The sequence below is a fragment of the Pseudomonas sp. TWP3-1 genome (genome assembly GCF_049896625.1).
Lineage (GTDB): Bacteria > Pseudomonadota > Gammaproteobacteria > Pseudomonadales > Pseudomonadaceae > Aquipseudomonas.
The window spans coordinates 19,535-37,038 of the sequence record NZ_JAFCUQ010000004.1 but is presented as its reverse complement, the minus strand read 5'-3'; the positions used below and the strand labels follow the sequence as shown (position 1 = coordinate 37,038).

Below are 17,504 nucleotides of genomic sequence, written 5' to 3'. Positions count from 1 at the left end.
TCAGGAAGCAGGGGAACAAGCTTTTGTGGTGAGGGGATTTATCCCCGTTGGGGTGCGCAGCGCCCCCGAAACCAGTCAGCGCGAAATTGAGTGCGCGGCAACTGGATTTGGGGCGGCTTCGCCACCCAACGGGGATAAATCCCCTCGCCACGGGGGCTCATTCCACATCGATTCGGCACGAAACAAAAATTTGGATCGGCGCCTGAAGGGTCAGGCGCCGAAGGGTCTATCAGGCTTGCGTCAGTTTTGCTGCAGCACGTTCGAAGCGGTCGAGACCGGCATCGATATCGGCGTCTTCAACCACCAGGCTCGGGGCGAAACGGATCACGTCCGGGCCGGCTTGCAGAATCATCAGGCCTTCTTTTTCAGCGGCGTTGAAGATGTCTTTGGCCTTGCCTTTCCAGGCATCGCTGAGCACGCAACCGATCAACAGACCGAGACCACGCACCTGAGTGAACAGGCCGTATTTCTCGCCGATCTGCTCAAGACGAGTCTTGAATTTATCGTGCTTGCTGTTAACGCCGTTCAACACCTCAGGGGTGTTGATCACGTCGATCACCGCTTCTGCGACCGCACACGCCAGCGGGTTGCCGCCGTAAGTGGTGCCGTGGGTGCCGACGACCAGGTGCTTGGCCAGCGCTTCGGTGGTGAGCATGGCCGCGATCGGGAAACCGCCGCCCAGGCTCTTGGCGCTGGTCAGGATGTCCGGGGTCACGCCGTAATGCTGATAGGCGAACAGCTTGCCGCTGCGGCCCATGCCGGTTTGCACTTCGTCGAACACCAGCAGCGCGTTGTTCGCGTCGCACAGTTCACGGGCGCCTTGCAGGTAAGCCAGTTCGGCCGGCAGTACGCCGCCCTCACCCTGAATCGGCTCCAGCACCACGGCGCAGGTCTTGTCGGAAATCGCCGCTTTCAGCGCTTCCAGATCGTTGAACGGCACATGGGTGATACCAGTGATTTTCGGACCGAAACCGTCGGAGTACTTCGCCTGGCCACCGACATTGACGGTGAACAGAGTACGGCCGTGGAAGCTGTTGAGCGCGGCGATGATTTCGTACTTCTCGGTGCCGAACCGGTCGAACGCAACGCGACGCGCCAGTTTGAACGCGGCCTCGTTGGCTTCGGCGCCGGAGTTGCAGAAGAACACGCGCTCGGCGAACGTGGCGTCGATCAGCTTGTGCGCCAGGCGCAGAGCCGGTTCGTTGGTGAACACGTTGGACACGTGCCACAGCTTGTTCGCTTGCTCGGTCAATGCACCGACCAGCGCAGGATGTGCGTGGCCCAATACGTTGACCGCAATGCCGCCGGCGAAGTCGATCAGCTCGCGGCCGGACTGGTCCCAGACGCGGGAACCGGCACCACGCACAGGAATGAAAGCGGCAGGCGCGTAGTTGGGAACCATAACCTGGTCGAAATCGGCGCGTTGTACCGCAGCGTGCTCAACGGACATCGGAGTCTCCTGAAGAGGAACGCTCGCCTGGAACTGGCGAGCTTGGTGAGGATTGTAAGGACAGTTTTCAGCTTGGCCTTGCCGCCAGGCGACAACTTCTTATAGCGCAAACCCCGGATTTTCCCGGGTTTACGGCAATGCGACATATAGCGTCGCAAAGGCGCAGTTTAAACTGCTGCCGACAAATGCAGCAGCGCTATGAGGCTATCAACTGCAAAGCGTTTGTCGGTCATACATATGTACCACCTGGCGAGCGCTGCATTTTGGTCTGCTTGAGGTCTTTATCGACGTTCAAGGACGCAACCGATGCCTTCACCGACCGCGCAATCGCCCGCCATCACCTCCACCCCCGGTGCGAATGCGCTCAACCCCGCGTCGCACTATGAGCCGCTGGTCAACGCCATTCCCGAATGGCTGGGCAAAGCCTCACCCACACGGCGCGCCGCGCTGAAGAACCACCGCCCAACCCTCAGCGATCAACTCAAGTCAGCCCCGCTAACGCAGCAAGCCGAGCTCAGAAGCGCCATCGCCAGCCAGATGACCGCGCAAAACGCCGTCGATCAAATGCTCGAGCGCGTGCGGAACGCCAGTGCCTTTGCCGAACCACTGCTGACCGAGGCGTTGAAAACGCGCTTCGGACTGGAACTGGACGTCAAGCAAACCTTCCTCCAGCTGTATCTCCCGGTGACCGTGGCAGGCGTTACCACCGGCACCCGCACCTGGACGGTGTCGTTGCTGGATGCAGCCCTGCATAACTTCGAGGCCGGAGAAACCGCAGCCGATGCCTATGCCAGCGGCTCCTCGTTCATCACTCGACCGTCGGCTACCGGGCAATTCACGACATTGACGCCGCTCAATACAACACCCGGCATTGCGACTTTTGCCGCCCTGTGTCGAGACATGGATGTCGGCGCGCGCTATAAAACCTATTTGGAACAGAGCCTCGCACTGTCCACCCCGGTGGCGGCAGCGGTGCTGCGCCACAAGGTCGATACTGCGCAGAAAGCCGCCCTGCGCACAGCGCTGAGCATGGCGCGGATAACCGGCGATATCAGCGATGCCAGTCGGCGCTCCATCGAAGACTTCCTCGATGGCAAATCCAACGTGCAAATGAGCGGGCGGCCACTGCGGTGTCATGACTTGAGCGTCCTGGCCAACGATCACACCGTGGCAGCGGTTGCGCTGACCGGGATCGTGATTTTCGCCGCGGATCCGGAACAGGCTCGCGCAGCCGTGAATGTCGTGGCGTACGTCCCGGAAGACCCCGAACACCCGATCAAGGAATACAGTTCCACCGCCGCAATGGAGCAAGAGCTGATCCGACAATTGCGCTTAAAGGATTACCAACGTTTTTTCAGCCGTTTCGTCGCCCATGAGCAGCGCGGACATTTCTTTACCCAGCTCAACCAGCGTCTGAGCCAGGTGAAATATCACCCGCCACAGGCCGGCAGCCAATTGCCGCCATGGCGCGAGGCGCCCGTCGAGAAACCCAACCTGCAATTCACCGTGACGCCCATCGGCGGCGAATTGTGGGAGCACCTCTACCAACGCAAGCTGAACAAGATCCTCAACGATGCCGCGGTGATCGCGATTCCCACCGCCATGGTCGACCGCAATGCGCGCTGGGCGCGCTGGGATGCATTTGTCAAAGTCGCTGCCGAGGTGATTGAAATTGCCTCGTTCGTCGTCCTGCCTTTCGTGCCGTTTCTCGGCGAAATGATGATGGCGTACATCGCTTATCAGCTTCTGGACGAAGTCTTCGAGGCCGTGATCGATTGGGCTGAAGACCAGACCACTCAAGCCACCGAACACTTTTTCGCCGCAGTGGAATCGCTGATCCAGCTCGGCGCTTTCGGGATCGGCACGGGGATCGCCATGGCCGAGCTGCCAAGGGTTTTGCCTGCAGAAGTGGTGGCGTTTATCGATCGATTCAGGCCGGTGCAGTTACGCAACGGCAAGACGCTGTACTGGAAACCCGATCTGAAACCCTACGCCCGCCGAAGTGTGCCAGCGGCGGACTCCAGACCTGACGCGCTGGGTCTGCACGCGCATGAGGGCAAACGTCTGATGCCCATCGACCAGACGCATTACGCCGTCAACGAACATGAGTTGCCCGGCAAACTGCGCATCGAACACCCGACGCGCACAGAGGCCTATCAGCCACTCGTGCGGCATAACGGTGAGGGTGCATTTCATACCGAACTCGAACAGCCGCTGGAATGGGACGCCGCCACTGCGCTGGGGCGCATCGGCCACCGCATGGACGCGTTCACCCCGACGCGGCGCGAGCGCATTCTGCGGGTCAGCGGCTTTACCGAAGACGGGCTGCGCAAAATGCACGTCAATCAGGAGCGCGTGCCGCCGCTGCTGGCCGACAGCATCCAGCGCTTCGGGATCGATCAGGACCTGCACAACTTCATCCAGCAGATCGGCAGTGACGATCCGGCGATTTACCTGCGAGCCGATCCGCTGATCCAGCTGCAATTGCTCAACGAACAGGGTTTGTGGCCGAACACTAAAAGGCTGCGCCTGAGCAGCGCCCAGGGAGAAACCCTGTGGCAGTCGTCCAGCAATGCACAACTGCCCCTGACCGAACTGCGCGAGGACCGGCTCACCCGTGGCGACCTGCTGAACACCCTGCTGCAGTCCCTCAGCGAAGATGAAATCAACAGCATGCTCGAGGAGGAGTTCGGCACGATGCTGGCCATCGATGCGCGCACGCGTCAGCTTCGTGCCAGACTTGCGCAGCTCGCCACACAGCGCCGCCCGGCCCTGTTCGAGCAGCGCTACCAGACACTGCAGCAGCACAATTCGCCCCTGCAGACAAAACTCGCAGAGCATGTACCGCAACTCCCCGTGCGTATCACCGAAGAGTTGCTGCAGACCGCCACCGGCGCGGAGCTGTTGCAAATCGGCGAAGGACAATGGCCCGAGCGTCAACAGCAGCTGTCGCAGATGGCCGAGCACGAATTGCGCATCACCCGCGCCTATGAAGGTCTGGAACTGGATTCGCTGCATAACGCGGATTCCGACACCCTGGCGCTGCACAGCCTGCCGCTGTTGCCCGGCTGGTCGACAGACGTGTGCCTGGTGGTCCGAGATCAAACGTTCAGCGGCACCCTGCTCGACACCACTGGCGTGCGAGGCACGCCAATCGAAAAAGTGCTGGTGCGCCAGGCCGATCACCTTTGGCAAGCGTTCGATCAAGCGGGGCGGCAACTGCACGCTCCGAGCGATTTCTACACCAGCGTGTTGCAAGCCTTGCCCGATGCACAGCGCCAAGCCTTGAACCTGCAGATCGGCGAAGGGCAAAAACTCCAGCAACTGATTCGCGACAATCCCCTGCCCCGCGGCAACCTGCGGCTGACACTGAACATCGCACCTGCGCCAGCGCCGGTCATCGACACCCTGCGCCTGCTGGGCGCCGAAGGTTATCCGCGCCACACCGCCGGGCCGCAGTTGCCACAACCGCTGGAGACCCGCGTTCGGGGCGTATTCCCCGGCATCGCGCCGGACGGCGTGCAAGCCATGGTGCAACACCTGCAAAGCCTGCCCGGCAATCCAATCGCCGCATTGGCGCGCCTGCGTCTTGAATACGCGCAACTGGAAACCGACCTCGATCAATGGCGAATCAGAGAGGTACGGGTCGACCCCGCCACCGGCCTGGCACTGTCCCCCGCACGTCGGGTGGCGGCCGGGCGCGATCGCGACCTGTTCGCCCGCGCGCTGCTCAGTTGCTGGCGCCGGGAAACCGCGGAACGCTACGGCTACCGCATGCGCTTCATCGAGCCGGTCATGGGCGACCTGCCCGTGCTGACGGCAGACTTCAGCCATGTCATCAGCCTGGAATTGAGCGGCAGTGGAATTTCCGGCGGCATCGAACCGTTCATTCAGAGGTTCCCGCGCCTGGCGCGTCTGGATCTGCAAAACTTCGACCTGCATGCATTACCGCGTTCGCTGGGGACAATGTCCACACTGCGCCAGTTGCGGTTGCGCAAATGCGCGGTGGTGCTCACACCGGAAAACCAGAGCCTGCTGACTTCGCTCAACGAGCTGGTCGAACTCGATCTGAAGGACAATCCGCTGGGCACCAGCTTCAATCTCAATTTCCTGCCTTCGCTGACCTACCTCAATCTGTCCCGCACCGGGATTGGCGAAGTCCCTGCCGGGCTCACCGATCACCCGCAAATCCGCAGCGCCTGGTTGGCCGATAACCAGATCCGCACCTTGCCCGATGGGCTGTTTGACCTCTCCCCCACTACTGGCGCGGGCTACGACTTCTCCGGCAATCCGCTGTCTGCTGCCACGCGCGAACAGGTAAAGACTTATTTCACCCGTACCGGCGGCAATCTGGGAGTACGCGCCGAGCAAGCCGATATTCTGCGCACCCGAGCGCTGTTCCCCAACATTGATGACGGCCAGGCCAGCGGGCTGATCTACCGTTTGCCCGGTTCACTGATCCAGGGCCGCTTGCAGCTCACGGCGTGGGAAAGCGAAATTGCCACAATGACTGCCGGCCTGGCGCGCTGGTGCAAGGACATTCCCGACCGCGACCCCGTGAGCGGAATACTCCTCGAAGCCGACGAGCGCTTTACCGAACAAGCCGCGCGCGAGACCTTCGCCGGTAATCTGCAGTGGCTTTGGCGCCATCGTTCAACTGTCCATCCGCAACCGCGAGCGGATATCTTAACCGCCGAGATGTCGTTCATCGGGGAGCTGCCGGTGCTGAGCGCGGATTTCAGCCACATCAGCGCGCTGACCCTCACCGGCAACAAAGGCATCCGCGGCACCGCGCCCTTTCTCAAAAGCTTTGGACGGATCAAACGCCTGTTTCTGCGTAATTTCGAACTCGATCAACTCGCCCAGACATTCGCCGGCCTGCCGATGCTCGAATCACTGGTGCTGGACAACTGCGGCGTTATTTTCACCGCCGAATCGCTGGCGGCGCTGGGCGCAATGGCAAAACTCGAATCACTGGAACTGCCCGGTAACCCGCTGGGTCTGGTGCCTGACCTGCTGACGCTGAGCGAGCTGACCTATATTGATCTTTCGCGCACAGGCATCACTGAAACGCCGCCCGGTCTGATCGGTCACCCGAAACTGGCGACTGCGATCCTCAGCGACAACCTGATCACCGAGCTACCCGAAGGCTTTTACCAACTGTCGGCGCTGGCCGGCGATGGCTACGACCTGTCGAGCAATCCACTGAGCGCCGCCACCCGCGAACGCATCAAGACTTACAACCGTGAGACCGGTCAAGACTTCGCAGTGCTTGCCGATCTGGCCGATATCGAGGCCACCCAACAGTTGTTTCCAAGCCTCGACGCTCAGGATGCCAGCGACGTGTTTTACAGTTTGCCCGGCACGCTGGAGCATGGCCGCCGGCAACTCCGACACTGGCAGGCGGAGTTGCAGCAACTGACTACCGATCTTGCGCAATGGGTCACGGCAGGCCCGGCGATTCACCCGACCACAGGCGTGGCGCTGAGTCCACGCCAGCAGATGCTGATGCAGGCGAACCGGCAATCGTTCGCCGAGCGCATTGAACAGCTATGGCGCTTCAGGTATCCGGAAAAACCCACGCACAGAGGCGACGGACTGATCACGGAGGTGTCCTTCCTGGGCGAGTTGCCCGTGCTGTCGGCAGACTTCAGCCATCTCGCCGGCGTGACCCTGGATGGCAACCTGACGCTGACCGGCATCGACGCTTTCCTTGCAGCTTTTAGCGGGGTGCGTCATCTGGAACTGCATGAGTTCAATCTCGGCGAGCTGCCAGCGGCGTGCGAGCGGATGCCGGCACTGGAACGCCTGGTGCTGGAATATTGTGAGGTAAAGCTGACCGCGCTGACCCAGACCCGGCTGTCTGCGCTGATGCGGCTCAAGTTCCTCAACCTCAGCCATAACCCGCTGGGCGCCGCACCGGACTTGCAGACGTTGGCGGAGCTGACTCATGTGCGCATGATCGACAGTGGCATTTCCAGCTTGCCTGATGGCCTGATCGATCTGCCGAACCTGACGTTTGCCAGCCTCGATCACAACAGCATCAGCGAACTGCCCGACAGCCTGTTCGAGTTGCCTGCCACGTCCCTTAAACAATTCAACCTGACTGACAACCCGCTGACTGCGCAGACCCGCGAACGGATCAAGAGCGACTACCCACGCACTCGCAACAATTTCGGGATTGCCATGCCATTGGCAGATATCAGCCGGGTTCGCGCGCTGTTTCCTGCACTCGATGCAGCAGACGCCAACCGGGTTCTGTACCTGTTGCCGGGCACCCTTGACACAGGCCGGTTGCGAATTACCGAGTGGGAAGCAGAGTGGCGGCAACTGACTGCAGACCTCGCGCAGTGGGTCAGTGATATCCCCGCACAACACCCCTCCGGCAGCATCCTGCTCAGCGCCGAAGAAAAAATCGCCGAGCTCGCTGCACGCCAGCAGTTTCGCGAAAACCTCGAGGTACTGTGGTGCGCGAGAATAGCTGACCGCCCCGAGTTCAGGTCCAACTCGCTGAGCCTTGATCTGGCATTCATCGGCGAACTTCCCACGTTGAGCACCGACTTCAGCCACGTCACCACGCTGTCGATTACCGGCAACGCCCAACTGCGCGCCGGTGACGGTTTCTTCAACTGCTTCAGCGGTCTGAAGACCCTCGAACTGCGCGATCTGGGTCTGCAACAAATGCCGCTGTCATTCAGGCGCATGACAGATCTTCAAGTACTGGTCCTGAGCAACTGCGCCATGGTGCTTGACGCCGAGGGCAGCGCGACGCTCTCCTTGCTGACGCGGCTGAACAAACTTGACCTGTACAACAACCCGCTGGGCATGGCACCCGATTTGCGTCCGCTCGCGGCGCTGGATTTTCTCGATCTGGCCGGCACCGCGATTGCCGAGGTTCCAGCCGGGCTGATCGACCATCCACAACTGGACATCGTCGTCCTCAGCAATAACCGCATCACCGAAATTCCCGAGGAGCTGTTCAACTTGTCGGCGGAGGCCGGCAACGGTTACGACTTCGGCAATAATCCGCTGAGCGCCGCCACCCGCGAGCGGGTCAAGAACTACTACCGCAAGACCGGCACAGACCTCGGCGTGCTGGCCGAGGAAGCGGATCGGGCACGGGTGCAAACGCTGTATCCGACGCTGGACAATGAACAGGCGAGCACGTTGATCTATCGGCTGGCCGGCACCTTGGCCGATGGCCGCAACGAGGTGGCGCGCCAGGAAGGTGCGCTGAGTCATCTGACCGCAACACTCGCCCGCTGGGCCAGCGACATTCCGGCAGAGGTGCTCGGCGAAGACGCACGTTTGCAGCAAGAGCAGTTGCGCGAGCAATTCAGCGCAGCGCTGCTGACCTGCTGGCGCCGCATTCCGCTGGAAGACTCGATGCTCGACGGCTACGGCTTCACCTCCACAGTCAACTTCATCGGGGAATTGCCTACGCTCAGCAGCAATTTTCCCTACGTACCCGATCTGTTCTTGATTGGAAACGGCGACTCGACGCGCATCGGGCGTTTTCTCGAAGCCTTCACCGACCTCGACAGCCTGACTATTCGCGATTTCAATCTGGGCGATCTGCCCGAGGCGATTTTCACGATAAAACGTTTGACGGCGTTAAGCCTGCCCGAGTGCCAGATCACCCTGACGCCAACGTCCGTGGCTGCACTGGCCGGCATGGACAAACTTGAAGCACTTAACCTGAGTGACAACCCTTTGGGACTCATCCCCGACCTGAGTAACCTGCAACGCCTGACCGACCTCGATTTGAGCGGCACCGGCATCACCGAGATCCCCAAAGGCATGCTGCGAAATCAACACTGGAACGAGGTTGACCTGGCCGACAACGCGATCACCGAAGTACCGGAGGAACTCATGGACGTGCCCGCGTCCGTCAGTGAGAGCTACGACTTGCGCAACAACCCGCTTTCCGAAGCAGGCCTGGCGCGGATCCGTGCTTATTACCACGAGACGGGAAACGATCTGAACGTTGCCGGAATCGCCGCAACCCAGCGACCACCGGAGATGCGGCCGGATCTGCAAATCGAGGACTGATCAACCGCGCTCGGGCGGTACCGACGACAGTTCGAACGGGCTGCTGCTGCGCCGCTGATTGCGATCTTCACGCGGCGTGGCACCGAAGAAGTTGCGATAGGCGCTGGAGAAATGCGGCCCCGAGGAGAAGCCACATGACAGGCCGATCTGAATGATCGACTTGCTGGTCTGCATCAACATCTGCCGGGCCTTGTTCAGGCGCAGTTCCAGGTAGTACTGGCTCGGCACGCGGTTGAGGTATTGCTTGAAGATCCGCTCCAGTTGCCGACGGGATACGCACACGTGCTGGGCGATTTCATCGGTGGTCAGCGGTTCTTCGATGTTGGCTTCCATCAGCAGCACCGCCTGGGTGAGCTTCGGATGGCTGGAACCGAGACGGTTCTGCAACGGAATGCGCTGACGCTCGCCGCCTTCGCGGATGCGCTCGACCACCAGTTCTTCGGAGACTGCACCCGCCAGTTCAGCGCCGTGATCACGGGCCAGTACCGCCAACAGCAAGTCGAGTACCGACATGCCGCCGCAGGCGGTCAGGCGATCGCGATCCCAGTCGAACAAATGGCTGGTGGCGATGACTTTCGGGAAACGTTCGGCGAAATCGTCCTGCCAGCGCCAGTGCACGGCAGCGCGGTAACCGTCGAGCAAGCCGAGTTGCGCCAACGGATAAACACCCGCCGACAGACCACCGATCACACAACCGGCACGCACCAGTTGCTTGAGCGCACTGCTGAGTGGCGGCGCCAGAGACGTCGGCGGCTCATCGGCGAGCAGAAACAGCTTCTGGAAGTTTTCCAGCTTGCCGGCCCAAGGTTCGCCGGGCAATTGCCAAGCCCCTTCGGGCGGTGCTTCGGCTTGCAGGAACGACAGTTCGTAAACCACGTCCGGGTGCACCCGCTGAGCAACACGCAAGGCCTCCTCCGCCAGCGCCAAAGTCAGAGCTTTAGTGCTGGGCCAAATCAGGAAACCAATTCGATGGGCAGTCATGGGCGGGCAATCCGAAGCGAAAAACAGTGATGAAGGCAAGGGCCAATGCTAGCCCGAAAATGAACACAAATCGCGAAACTGGCGAAGATCAATTGTGGGAGCTGGCAAGCCAGCTCCCACAGGGATCGGGCCGGCTTCCAAGCCGCGAAGCATGCACTATCCCGGTGCACAACGGCAGTCCTGATTACTTGAGGCTGCCCGAGAGGAATTGTTGCAGGCGTTCCGATTGCGGATTGACCAGCACTTCGCGCGGGTCGCCGCTTTCTTCGACGACGCCTTTGTGCAGGAACACCAACTGGTTCGACACTTCACGGGCGAAGCCCATTTCGTGGGTGACCACCACCATGGTGCGGCCTTCTTGCGCCAGCGCCTGCATGACTTTCAGCACGTCGCCGACCAGTTCCGGGTCGAGGGCCGAGGTCGGTTCGTCGAACAGCATCACTTCCGGCTCCATCGCCAGCGCACGGGCAATCGCCACACGCTGCTGCTCGCCACCGGACATGTGCCCAGGATAAGCGTCTTTACGATGCGCCACGCCAACCTTGTTCAGGTAATGCTCAGCTTTGTCGCGCGCTTCAGCCTTGGACATGCCAAGTACGTGCACCGGTGCTTCCATGATGTTTTCAATCGCGGTCATGTGCGACCACAGGTTGAAATGCTGGAACACCATCGACAAGCGCGAACGCATGCGTTGCAGCTGTTTCGGATCAGCGGCTTTCAGCGCGCCGTCCTTGTTCGCCACCAGTTTCAGCTCTTCGTTGTTGAGCAGAATCCTGCCCGCGTGCGGCTGCTCGAGCAGGTTGATACAGCGCAGGAAAGTACTTTTGCCGGAGCCACTGGAGCCGATGATGCTGATCACATCGCCGGCGGCCGCTTTCAGGGAAACGCCCTTGAGCACTTCGTGACTGCCATAGCGTTTATGCAGGTCTTGGACTTCAAGTTTGTACATGCGGTCGGTTCTCACAAAAGCAGTCAGTCGTTGAGCAAAGGGCCGTCGCGCAGCGCATCGCGCCCCGCTACTTTGGCCAGCCAGAAACCGGATTGGGCGTAGCGCAGCCGTTCAATGGCAAACAGCACTCCAGAGGTACCAGCACACACCGTGCTGACCCGATCCGACAGCGGATCGATCACTTCAAAAATCTCGTCACCGGCTTCAACCCATTCGCCCGGTTGACGCAGGAAACTCACCACGCCCGGATGCGGCGGAAACAGCATCTCGGTGCCTTCGAACGGCATGCCTTCGCAAGGCTCGTGCGCCGCTTGCGGCCACTCACCGGTGATCAGGCCCTGCTCGGCGAGGAACGCCAGAATGCCCTCGGCCCACGCCTCGGCCTGGTCACGGCGAGTGTCAGCCTGACCACCCAGTTCGATGGTAGTCGCCAGGCACGCCAAGGGAATCTGCGCGTCCGGGAACAGCCGCGACAAACGCAACCACGGCAGCGAACAGGCTTCATCGAACGAACTGCCGCCGGAGTCTTCAGCGAGCAAGCCCACCTTCACATCCAGATGCGCGGCCAGCGAGCGCCATTGCGGCCAGTGCTGCGGCAACGCGTACATGTGCAGCGCGGCTTCACAGTCGCAATGCAGATCGAGCACCACATCAGCGGTCGCCGCGTGGCTGAGCAAGATTCGCTGCATGCCTTGCAACTGGCTGCTCGCGTCCGGCAATGCAGCGAGGTGATCGCTCATGGCCTGACGGATCAGACGGATGTTGGCGTGCGGATCATCCCCCAGACGCCCTTCCAGCGCAGCAGCGACAGGCGCGCTGAGCTCGACGAAGTCACGGTTGAAATTCTTGCTGCTGCCGGCCTCGAAACGCCCTTGGTGATTGCCTTGCAGCAACTGGTTCAGGCCGATCGGGTTGGCCACCGGGACCAACTCGATGACACCGTTGAGCAAGCCTTTGGCTTCGAGTTCGCCGAGGCGCTTTTTCAGCTCCCAGGCAGTACGCATGCCGGGTAATTCGTCAGCGTGCAGGCTGGCCTGAATATAGGCCTTGCGCTCGCCCTTGCCGAAGCGGAATACCGAAATCTTGCGCTCGCTGCCCAGATGACTCCACGGCAAAACGTGGTCGATGCGTTCCATATCAGTGCTTCCTCGGGGCCAGGTAGCTCAGCCAGCGACGCTCGGCCAACTTGAACAGGCGCACCAGAATGAACGTCAGGCACAGGTAGAACACGCCAGCGGTGATATACGCCTCGAACGGCAGATAGAACTGCGCGTTGACCGTACGCGCCGCGCCGGTGATGTCGATCAGGGTCACGATGGACGCCAGACTGGTGGTCTGCAGCATCATGATCACTTCGTTGCTGTACTGCGGCAGTGCCCGGCGCAGGGCCGATGGCAACAGAATGCGCTGATACATCTTGAAGCGCGACATGCCCATGGCCTTGGCGGCTTCGATCTCGCCGTTCGGGGTGGCTTTGAGGCTACCGGCGATGATTTCAGCGGTGTAGGCGCTGGTGTTGATCGCGAACGCCAGGCACGCACAGAACGTTGCGCTGGACAGCCACGGCCAGAGGAAGCTTTCACGCACCGCTTCGAACTGGGCCAGACCGTAGTAGATCAAAAACAGCTGCACCAGCATCGGCGTGCCACGAATCACGTAGGTGAAGAGCCAGGCCGACATGTTCACGGCGGCATTCTTCGATACGCGCATCAGCCCCAGCGGCAGTGCCGCCAGCAGACCGAAAAACAGCGACAGCGCGAGCAATTTGAGGGTGGTCAACAAACCGCCGAAGTACAGCGGCAGAGCCTCCCAGATGACGTTGTAGTCGAAGATCATAGATCAGCCGCCCTTACGCCTACCGAGTAGCGCTTCTCAAGTTGACGCAGAATCAGCAACGAAACACTGGTGATCACCAGGTACATGGCCGCCACTGCGAGGAAGAAGGTGAAAGGCTCGCGGGTGGCATCTGCCGCCTGCTTGGCCTTGAACATCATGTCTTGCAGACCGACCACCGAAATCAGCGCGGTGGCCTTGGTCAGTACCAGCCAGTTGTTGGTGAAGCCCGGAATCGCCAGACGAATCATCTGCGGCACCAGCACCCGGAAAAACACCTGAAAACTGCTCATGCCGTACGCCATGCCGGCTTCGGCCTGACCTTTGGGAATCGCCATGAACGCGCCACGGAAGGTCTCGGACAAGTACGCACCGAAGATGAAACCGAGGGTGCCGATACCGGCCGCCAGCGGATTCAGGTCGATGTAGTCGTCATAACCGAGCATCGGCGCCACGCGGTTGAGCAAATCCTGACCGCCGTAGAAGATCAGCAGGATCAGCACCAGATCGGGAATCCCGCGGATCACCGTGGAATACAGATCGCCCAGCCACGCCAGCCAGCGCACCGGCGACAGGCGCAATGCGACACCGATCAGCCCGAGAACGATGGCCAGAGCCATGGACGACAAGGCGAGCTGAAGCGTCAGCCATGCGCCATCGAGGATGACAGCCCCGTAGCCTTTCAACATGATTCAGGTCCTCGAAAGTTGGGATGAAAAAATGGCGCAAACCGCAGAGATCCTGTTGCTTGCGCCATTTCTGACTTGTCGCTGCGACGTGTTTACTTGCCGTAAATATCGAAGTCGAAGTATTTGTCCTGGATTTGCTTGTACTTGCCATTTTCGCGCAGAGCCGCGATGGCCGTGTTGATCTTGTCTTTCAGGGCGTCGCCCTTGCGTACCGCGATGCCTACGCCGTCGCCGAAGTATTTGACGTCGGTGAACGCCGGACCAACGAAGGCGAAGCCTTTGCCGGAATCGGTTTTCAGGAAGCCGTCATTCAACAGCGTAGCGTCAGCCACGGTGCCGTCGAGACGACCAGCGGCCACGTCGAGGTAGATTTCGTTCTGCGAACCGTACGGTTTGATCTCGGCACCCAGTGGGGCCAGGACTTCGCGGGCGAAACGCTCGTGGATCGAACCACGTTGCACGCCGATGTTCTTGCCTTTCAGTTCAGCCAGACCTTCGCTGACCTGAGTGCCTGCCTTCATCACCAGGCGCGCCGGGGTGTTGTAGTACTTGCCGGTGAAATCCACGGACTTCTTGCGGTCTTCAGTGATCGACATCGAGGACAGGATGGCGTCGATCTTGCGCACTTTGAGCGCCGGGATCAGGCCGTCGAACTCTTGCTCGACCCACACGCACTTCACTTTCATCTCTTCGCAGATGGCGTTGCCGATGTCGTAGTCGAAACCGACGATGCTGCCGTCCGGTGCCTTGGAGGCGAACGGAGGGTAAGCCGCTTCAATACCGATCTTTACAGGTTTTTCATCGGCGAATGTCGGCAGGGACAGCACGGACAGTGCCAGGGCGCCAAGCAGCACAAGTTTCTTCATCTTGGAACTCCATCGGTAAAGGGCAAAAACGGCAGAGTGAGCGACAGCCCAATATGCAATGGGTGGTACTGAAAATCGGTGGCTGCATCCGTGGGAAATTTCCGATTGAAATCTGAAGCGATTTCAACACGAGCCACGATGAGCGAGTGATCGGCATTCTAACGACAGGCCCGAAGCCGATATTTCTTCAATGCGACAACTAATTACAGATGCACCAAGAAACCCGCTTGAGCTCATTGACAGCCCTGCAATTTCATGCAGGAGCAAAAGACATTAAACCGATCTATGCTGCAAATTGCGGGCCTATTATTCGCAAACCCTTCTAATCCGGCAAGCGCGGGGTTATGTCTTATTTTTCAGCGGGTGTTTTGAGGCTCTGGAATGGGGCGGGCGGTTACACATTCGGTTACTTGAAGGCGGGAGGGTAACAGCGGGAAATGGCTTACGGGTGAAACCGATAATTATTGGTTGGGTGGCCAAAAACAAAAGCTCGCAGCCTTCGGCAGCTCCTACAGGAGAATGCATTCCAAAGTAGGAGCTGCCGAAGGCTGCGAGCTCTTGATCCTGCCCCACAAAAAAGCCCCGCCCGGCATACACCGGACGGGGCTTTCAGCCTCTCAGACCCTGAGCTTAAGCAACATTCATGGTCTTGTGCGTATCAATCAAATGCTGCACCACACCCGGATCGGCCAGGGTGGAGATATCACCCAACCCATCGTATTCAGCCGTAGCAATCTTGCGCAGAATCCGGCGCATGATCTTGCCCGAACGGGTTTTCGGCAGCCCCGGCGCCCACTGGATCACGTCCGGCGATGCAATCGGCCCGATCTCTTTGCGTACCCAGTTTTTCAATTCCAGACGCAGTTGCTCGCTCGGCTCCTCGCCACCAATCAACGTGACATAGACATAAATGCCCTGCCCTTTGATGTCATGCGGCACACCAACCACCGCAGCCTCAGCGACTTTCGGGTGCGCCACCATCGCGCTTTCGATCTCGGCCGTACCCATGCGGTGGCCGGACACGTTGAGCACGTCGTCCACACGCCCGGTGATCCAGTAGTAACCGTCGGCGTCACGACGCGCGCCGTCACCGGTGAAATACATGCCACGGAAAGTCTTGAAGTAGGTATCGACGAAGCGGTCGTGATCGCCATACAGCGTGCGCGCCTGACCCGGCCACGAATCGAGAATCACCAGATTGCCCTCGGCCTCGCCCTCGATGATGTTGCCGAGGTTGTCGACCAGTGCCGGCACCACGCCGAAGAATGGACGTGCCGCAGAACCCGGCTTCAGCGCATGCGCGCCCGGCAACGGACTCATCATGTTGCCGCCGGTTTCGGTCTGCCACCAGGTATCAACGATCGGGCAACGGGATTTGCCGACGTTCTTGTAATACCAGTCCCAGGCTTCCGGGTTGATCGGCTCGCCGACCGACCCGAGCAGGCGCAGGCTGCTACCATCGGCGCTTTCAACCGCCGCTTGACCGGCAGCCATCATTGCGCGGATGGCGGTCGGTGCGGTGTAGAGGATGTTGACCTTGTGCTTATCTATGATCTTCGCCACCCGGGTGATGTCCGGGTAATTCGGCACACCTTCGAACAGCAGCGTAGTCGCGCCATTGGCCAGCGGGCCGTAGACAATGTAGCTGTGGCCGGTGACCCAGCCGACGTCGGCGGTGCACCAGTAGACTTCGCCCGGACGGTAATCGAACACACGCTCGTGGGTCATTGCCGCGTACAGCAAATAACCGCCGGTGGTGTGTTGCACGCCCTTCGGCTTGCCGGTCGAACCGGAGGTATAAAGGATGAACAGCGCTTCTTCAGCGCCCATCTCTTTCGGCGCGCACACGGTGCCGGCCACTTTCATCAGGTCTTCGTACCAGATGTCGCGATGCTGGTTCCACTTGATGTCGCCACCGGTACGTTTGCACACGATGACTTTCTGGATGCTGCTGGTTTCCGGATTGGTCAGCGCGTCGTCGACGTTGGCCTTGAGCGGAATCTTCTTACCGGCGCGGATGCCTTCGTCAGCGGTGATCACCACTTTGGATTTGCAGTCGATGATGCGACCGGCCAGGGCTTCCGGCGAGAAACCGCCGAACACCACCGAATGAATCGCGCCGATCCGGGTGCAGGCCAGCATGGCGACCACGGCTTCGGGAATCATCGGCATATAGATGGTCACCACATCGCCGCGATGCACGTCCTGACCGCGCAAGGCGTTGGCCAGTTTGCACACTTGCTCGTGCAGTTCGCGATAGGTGATGTTGCGGCTCTCGGCCGGGTCGTCGCCTTCCCAGATGATTGCGACTTGATCGCCACGCTCGGCCAGATGGCGGTCGAGGCAGTTGTAGGAAACGTTCAGGGTGCCGTCAGCGAACCACTTGATGTCGACATGGTGATCGTCGAACGAAGTCTGCTTCACCGTGGTGAAAGGCTTGATCCAGTCAAGACGCTTGGCTTGCTCGCGCCAGAAGCCGTCAGGGTTGACGACCGACTGCTGGTACATGGCCTTGTAGGTCGCCTCGTCGGTCAGCGTATTGGCCAGAACCTCGGGACGAACTGGATACAGGGAAGCCGCACTCATCTTTCCTACCTCGGTGTAATAGTTGTTTTTGTATGACCCTGTTGTAGCCGGGCCGGGGCCATAGAACCATTCGACGATGGTAGTAACAAGCCCTGCCC

The 17,504-nt window shown here is 60.2% G+C and carries 9 protein-coding genes; 1 reads left to right on the top strand and 8 read right to left on the bottom strand.

The annotated features are described in order from the left end of the window. Positions 1–229: 229 nt before the first annotated feature. Complete coding sequence (locus tag ACP7BN_RS07200; protein ID WP_426202801.1) at positions 230–1,450, bottom strand: aspartate aminotransferase family protein; 1,221 nt, start codon at positions 1,448–1,450, stop codon at positions 230–232. Between the two features lie 306 nt (positions 1,451–1,756). Here ACP7BN_RS07200 and ACP7BN_RS07195 point away from each other — a divergent pair, with 306 nt between their 5' ends. Beyond that, positions 1,757–9,502 (top strand): dermonecrotic toxin domain-containing protein, encoded by a 7,746-nt coding sequence (locus ACP7BN_RS07195; protein WP_426202798.1) that lies wholly within the window; start codon positions 1,757–1,759, stop codon positions 9,500–9,502. Here ACP7BN_RS07195 and argR read toward each other — a convergent pair whose 3' ends face one another. The 7 genes from argR to acs all read right to left on the bottom strand — a co-directional run bounded on the left by argR (position 9,503) and on the right by acs (position 17,406). Then, positions 9,503–10,483 carry a transcriptional regulator ArgR gene (gene argR / locus ACP7BN_RS07190; protein ID WP_420646408.1) on the bottom strand — a complete coding sequence of 327 codons (981 nt, stop codon included), beginning with the start codon at positions 10,481–10,483 and terminating at the stop codon, positions 9,503–9,505. Between the two features lie 184 nt (positions 10,484–10,667). Further along, entirely contained in the window at positions 10,668–11,432 is a 765-nt protein-coding gene (locus ACP7BN_RS07185; RefSeq protein ID WP_426202796.1) for an ABC transporter ATP-binding protein, read from the bottom strand. A 23-nt stretch (positions 11,433–11,455) separates the two neighbouring features. Continuing rightward, positions 11,456–12,568, bottom strand: coding sequence for a succinylglutamate desuccinylase/aspartoacylase family protein (locus ACP7BN_RS07180; RefSeq protein ID WP_420646406.1), 1,113 nt, complete (start codon positions 12,566–12,568; stop codon positions 11,456–11,458). Position 12,569: 1 nt separating this feature from the next. Next, positions 12,570–13,268 carry an ABC transporter permease gene (locus tag ACP7BN_RS07175; protein WP_426202792.1) on the bottom strand — a complete coding sequence of 233 codons (699 nt, stop codon included), beginning with the start codon at positions 13,266–13,268 and terminating at the stop codon, positions 12,570–12,572. Beyond that, entirely contained in the window at positions 13,265–13,954 is a 690-nt protein-coding gene (locus ACP7BN_RS07170; RefSeq protein ID WP_045057456.1) for an ABC transporter permease, read from the bottom strand. The genes ACP7BN_RS07175 and ACP7BN_RS07170 overlap by 4 nt, the downstream gene beginning before the upstream one ends. A gap of 92 nt (positions 13,955–14,046) precedes the next feature. After that, positions 14,047–14,820 (bottom strand): ABC transporter substrate-binding protein, encoded by a 774-nt coding sequence (locus ACP7BN_RS07165; RefSeq protein ID WP_426202788.1) that lies wholly within the window; start codon positions 14,818–14,820, stop codon positions 14,047–14,049. 630 nt (positions 14,821–15,450) lie between these two features. Then, on the bottom strand, positions 15,451–17,406 hold the full coding sequence (gene acs, locus ACP7BN_RS07160) for an acetate--CoA ligase (protein ID WP_426202785.1): 1,956 nt from the start codon (positions 17,404–17,406) through the stop codon (positions 15,451–15,453). Between the last annotated feature and the right edge of the window lie 98 nt (positions 17,407–17,504).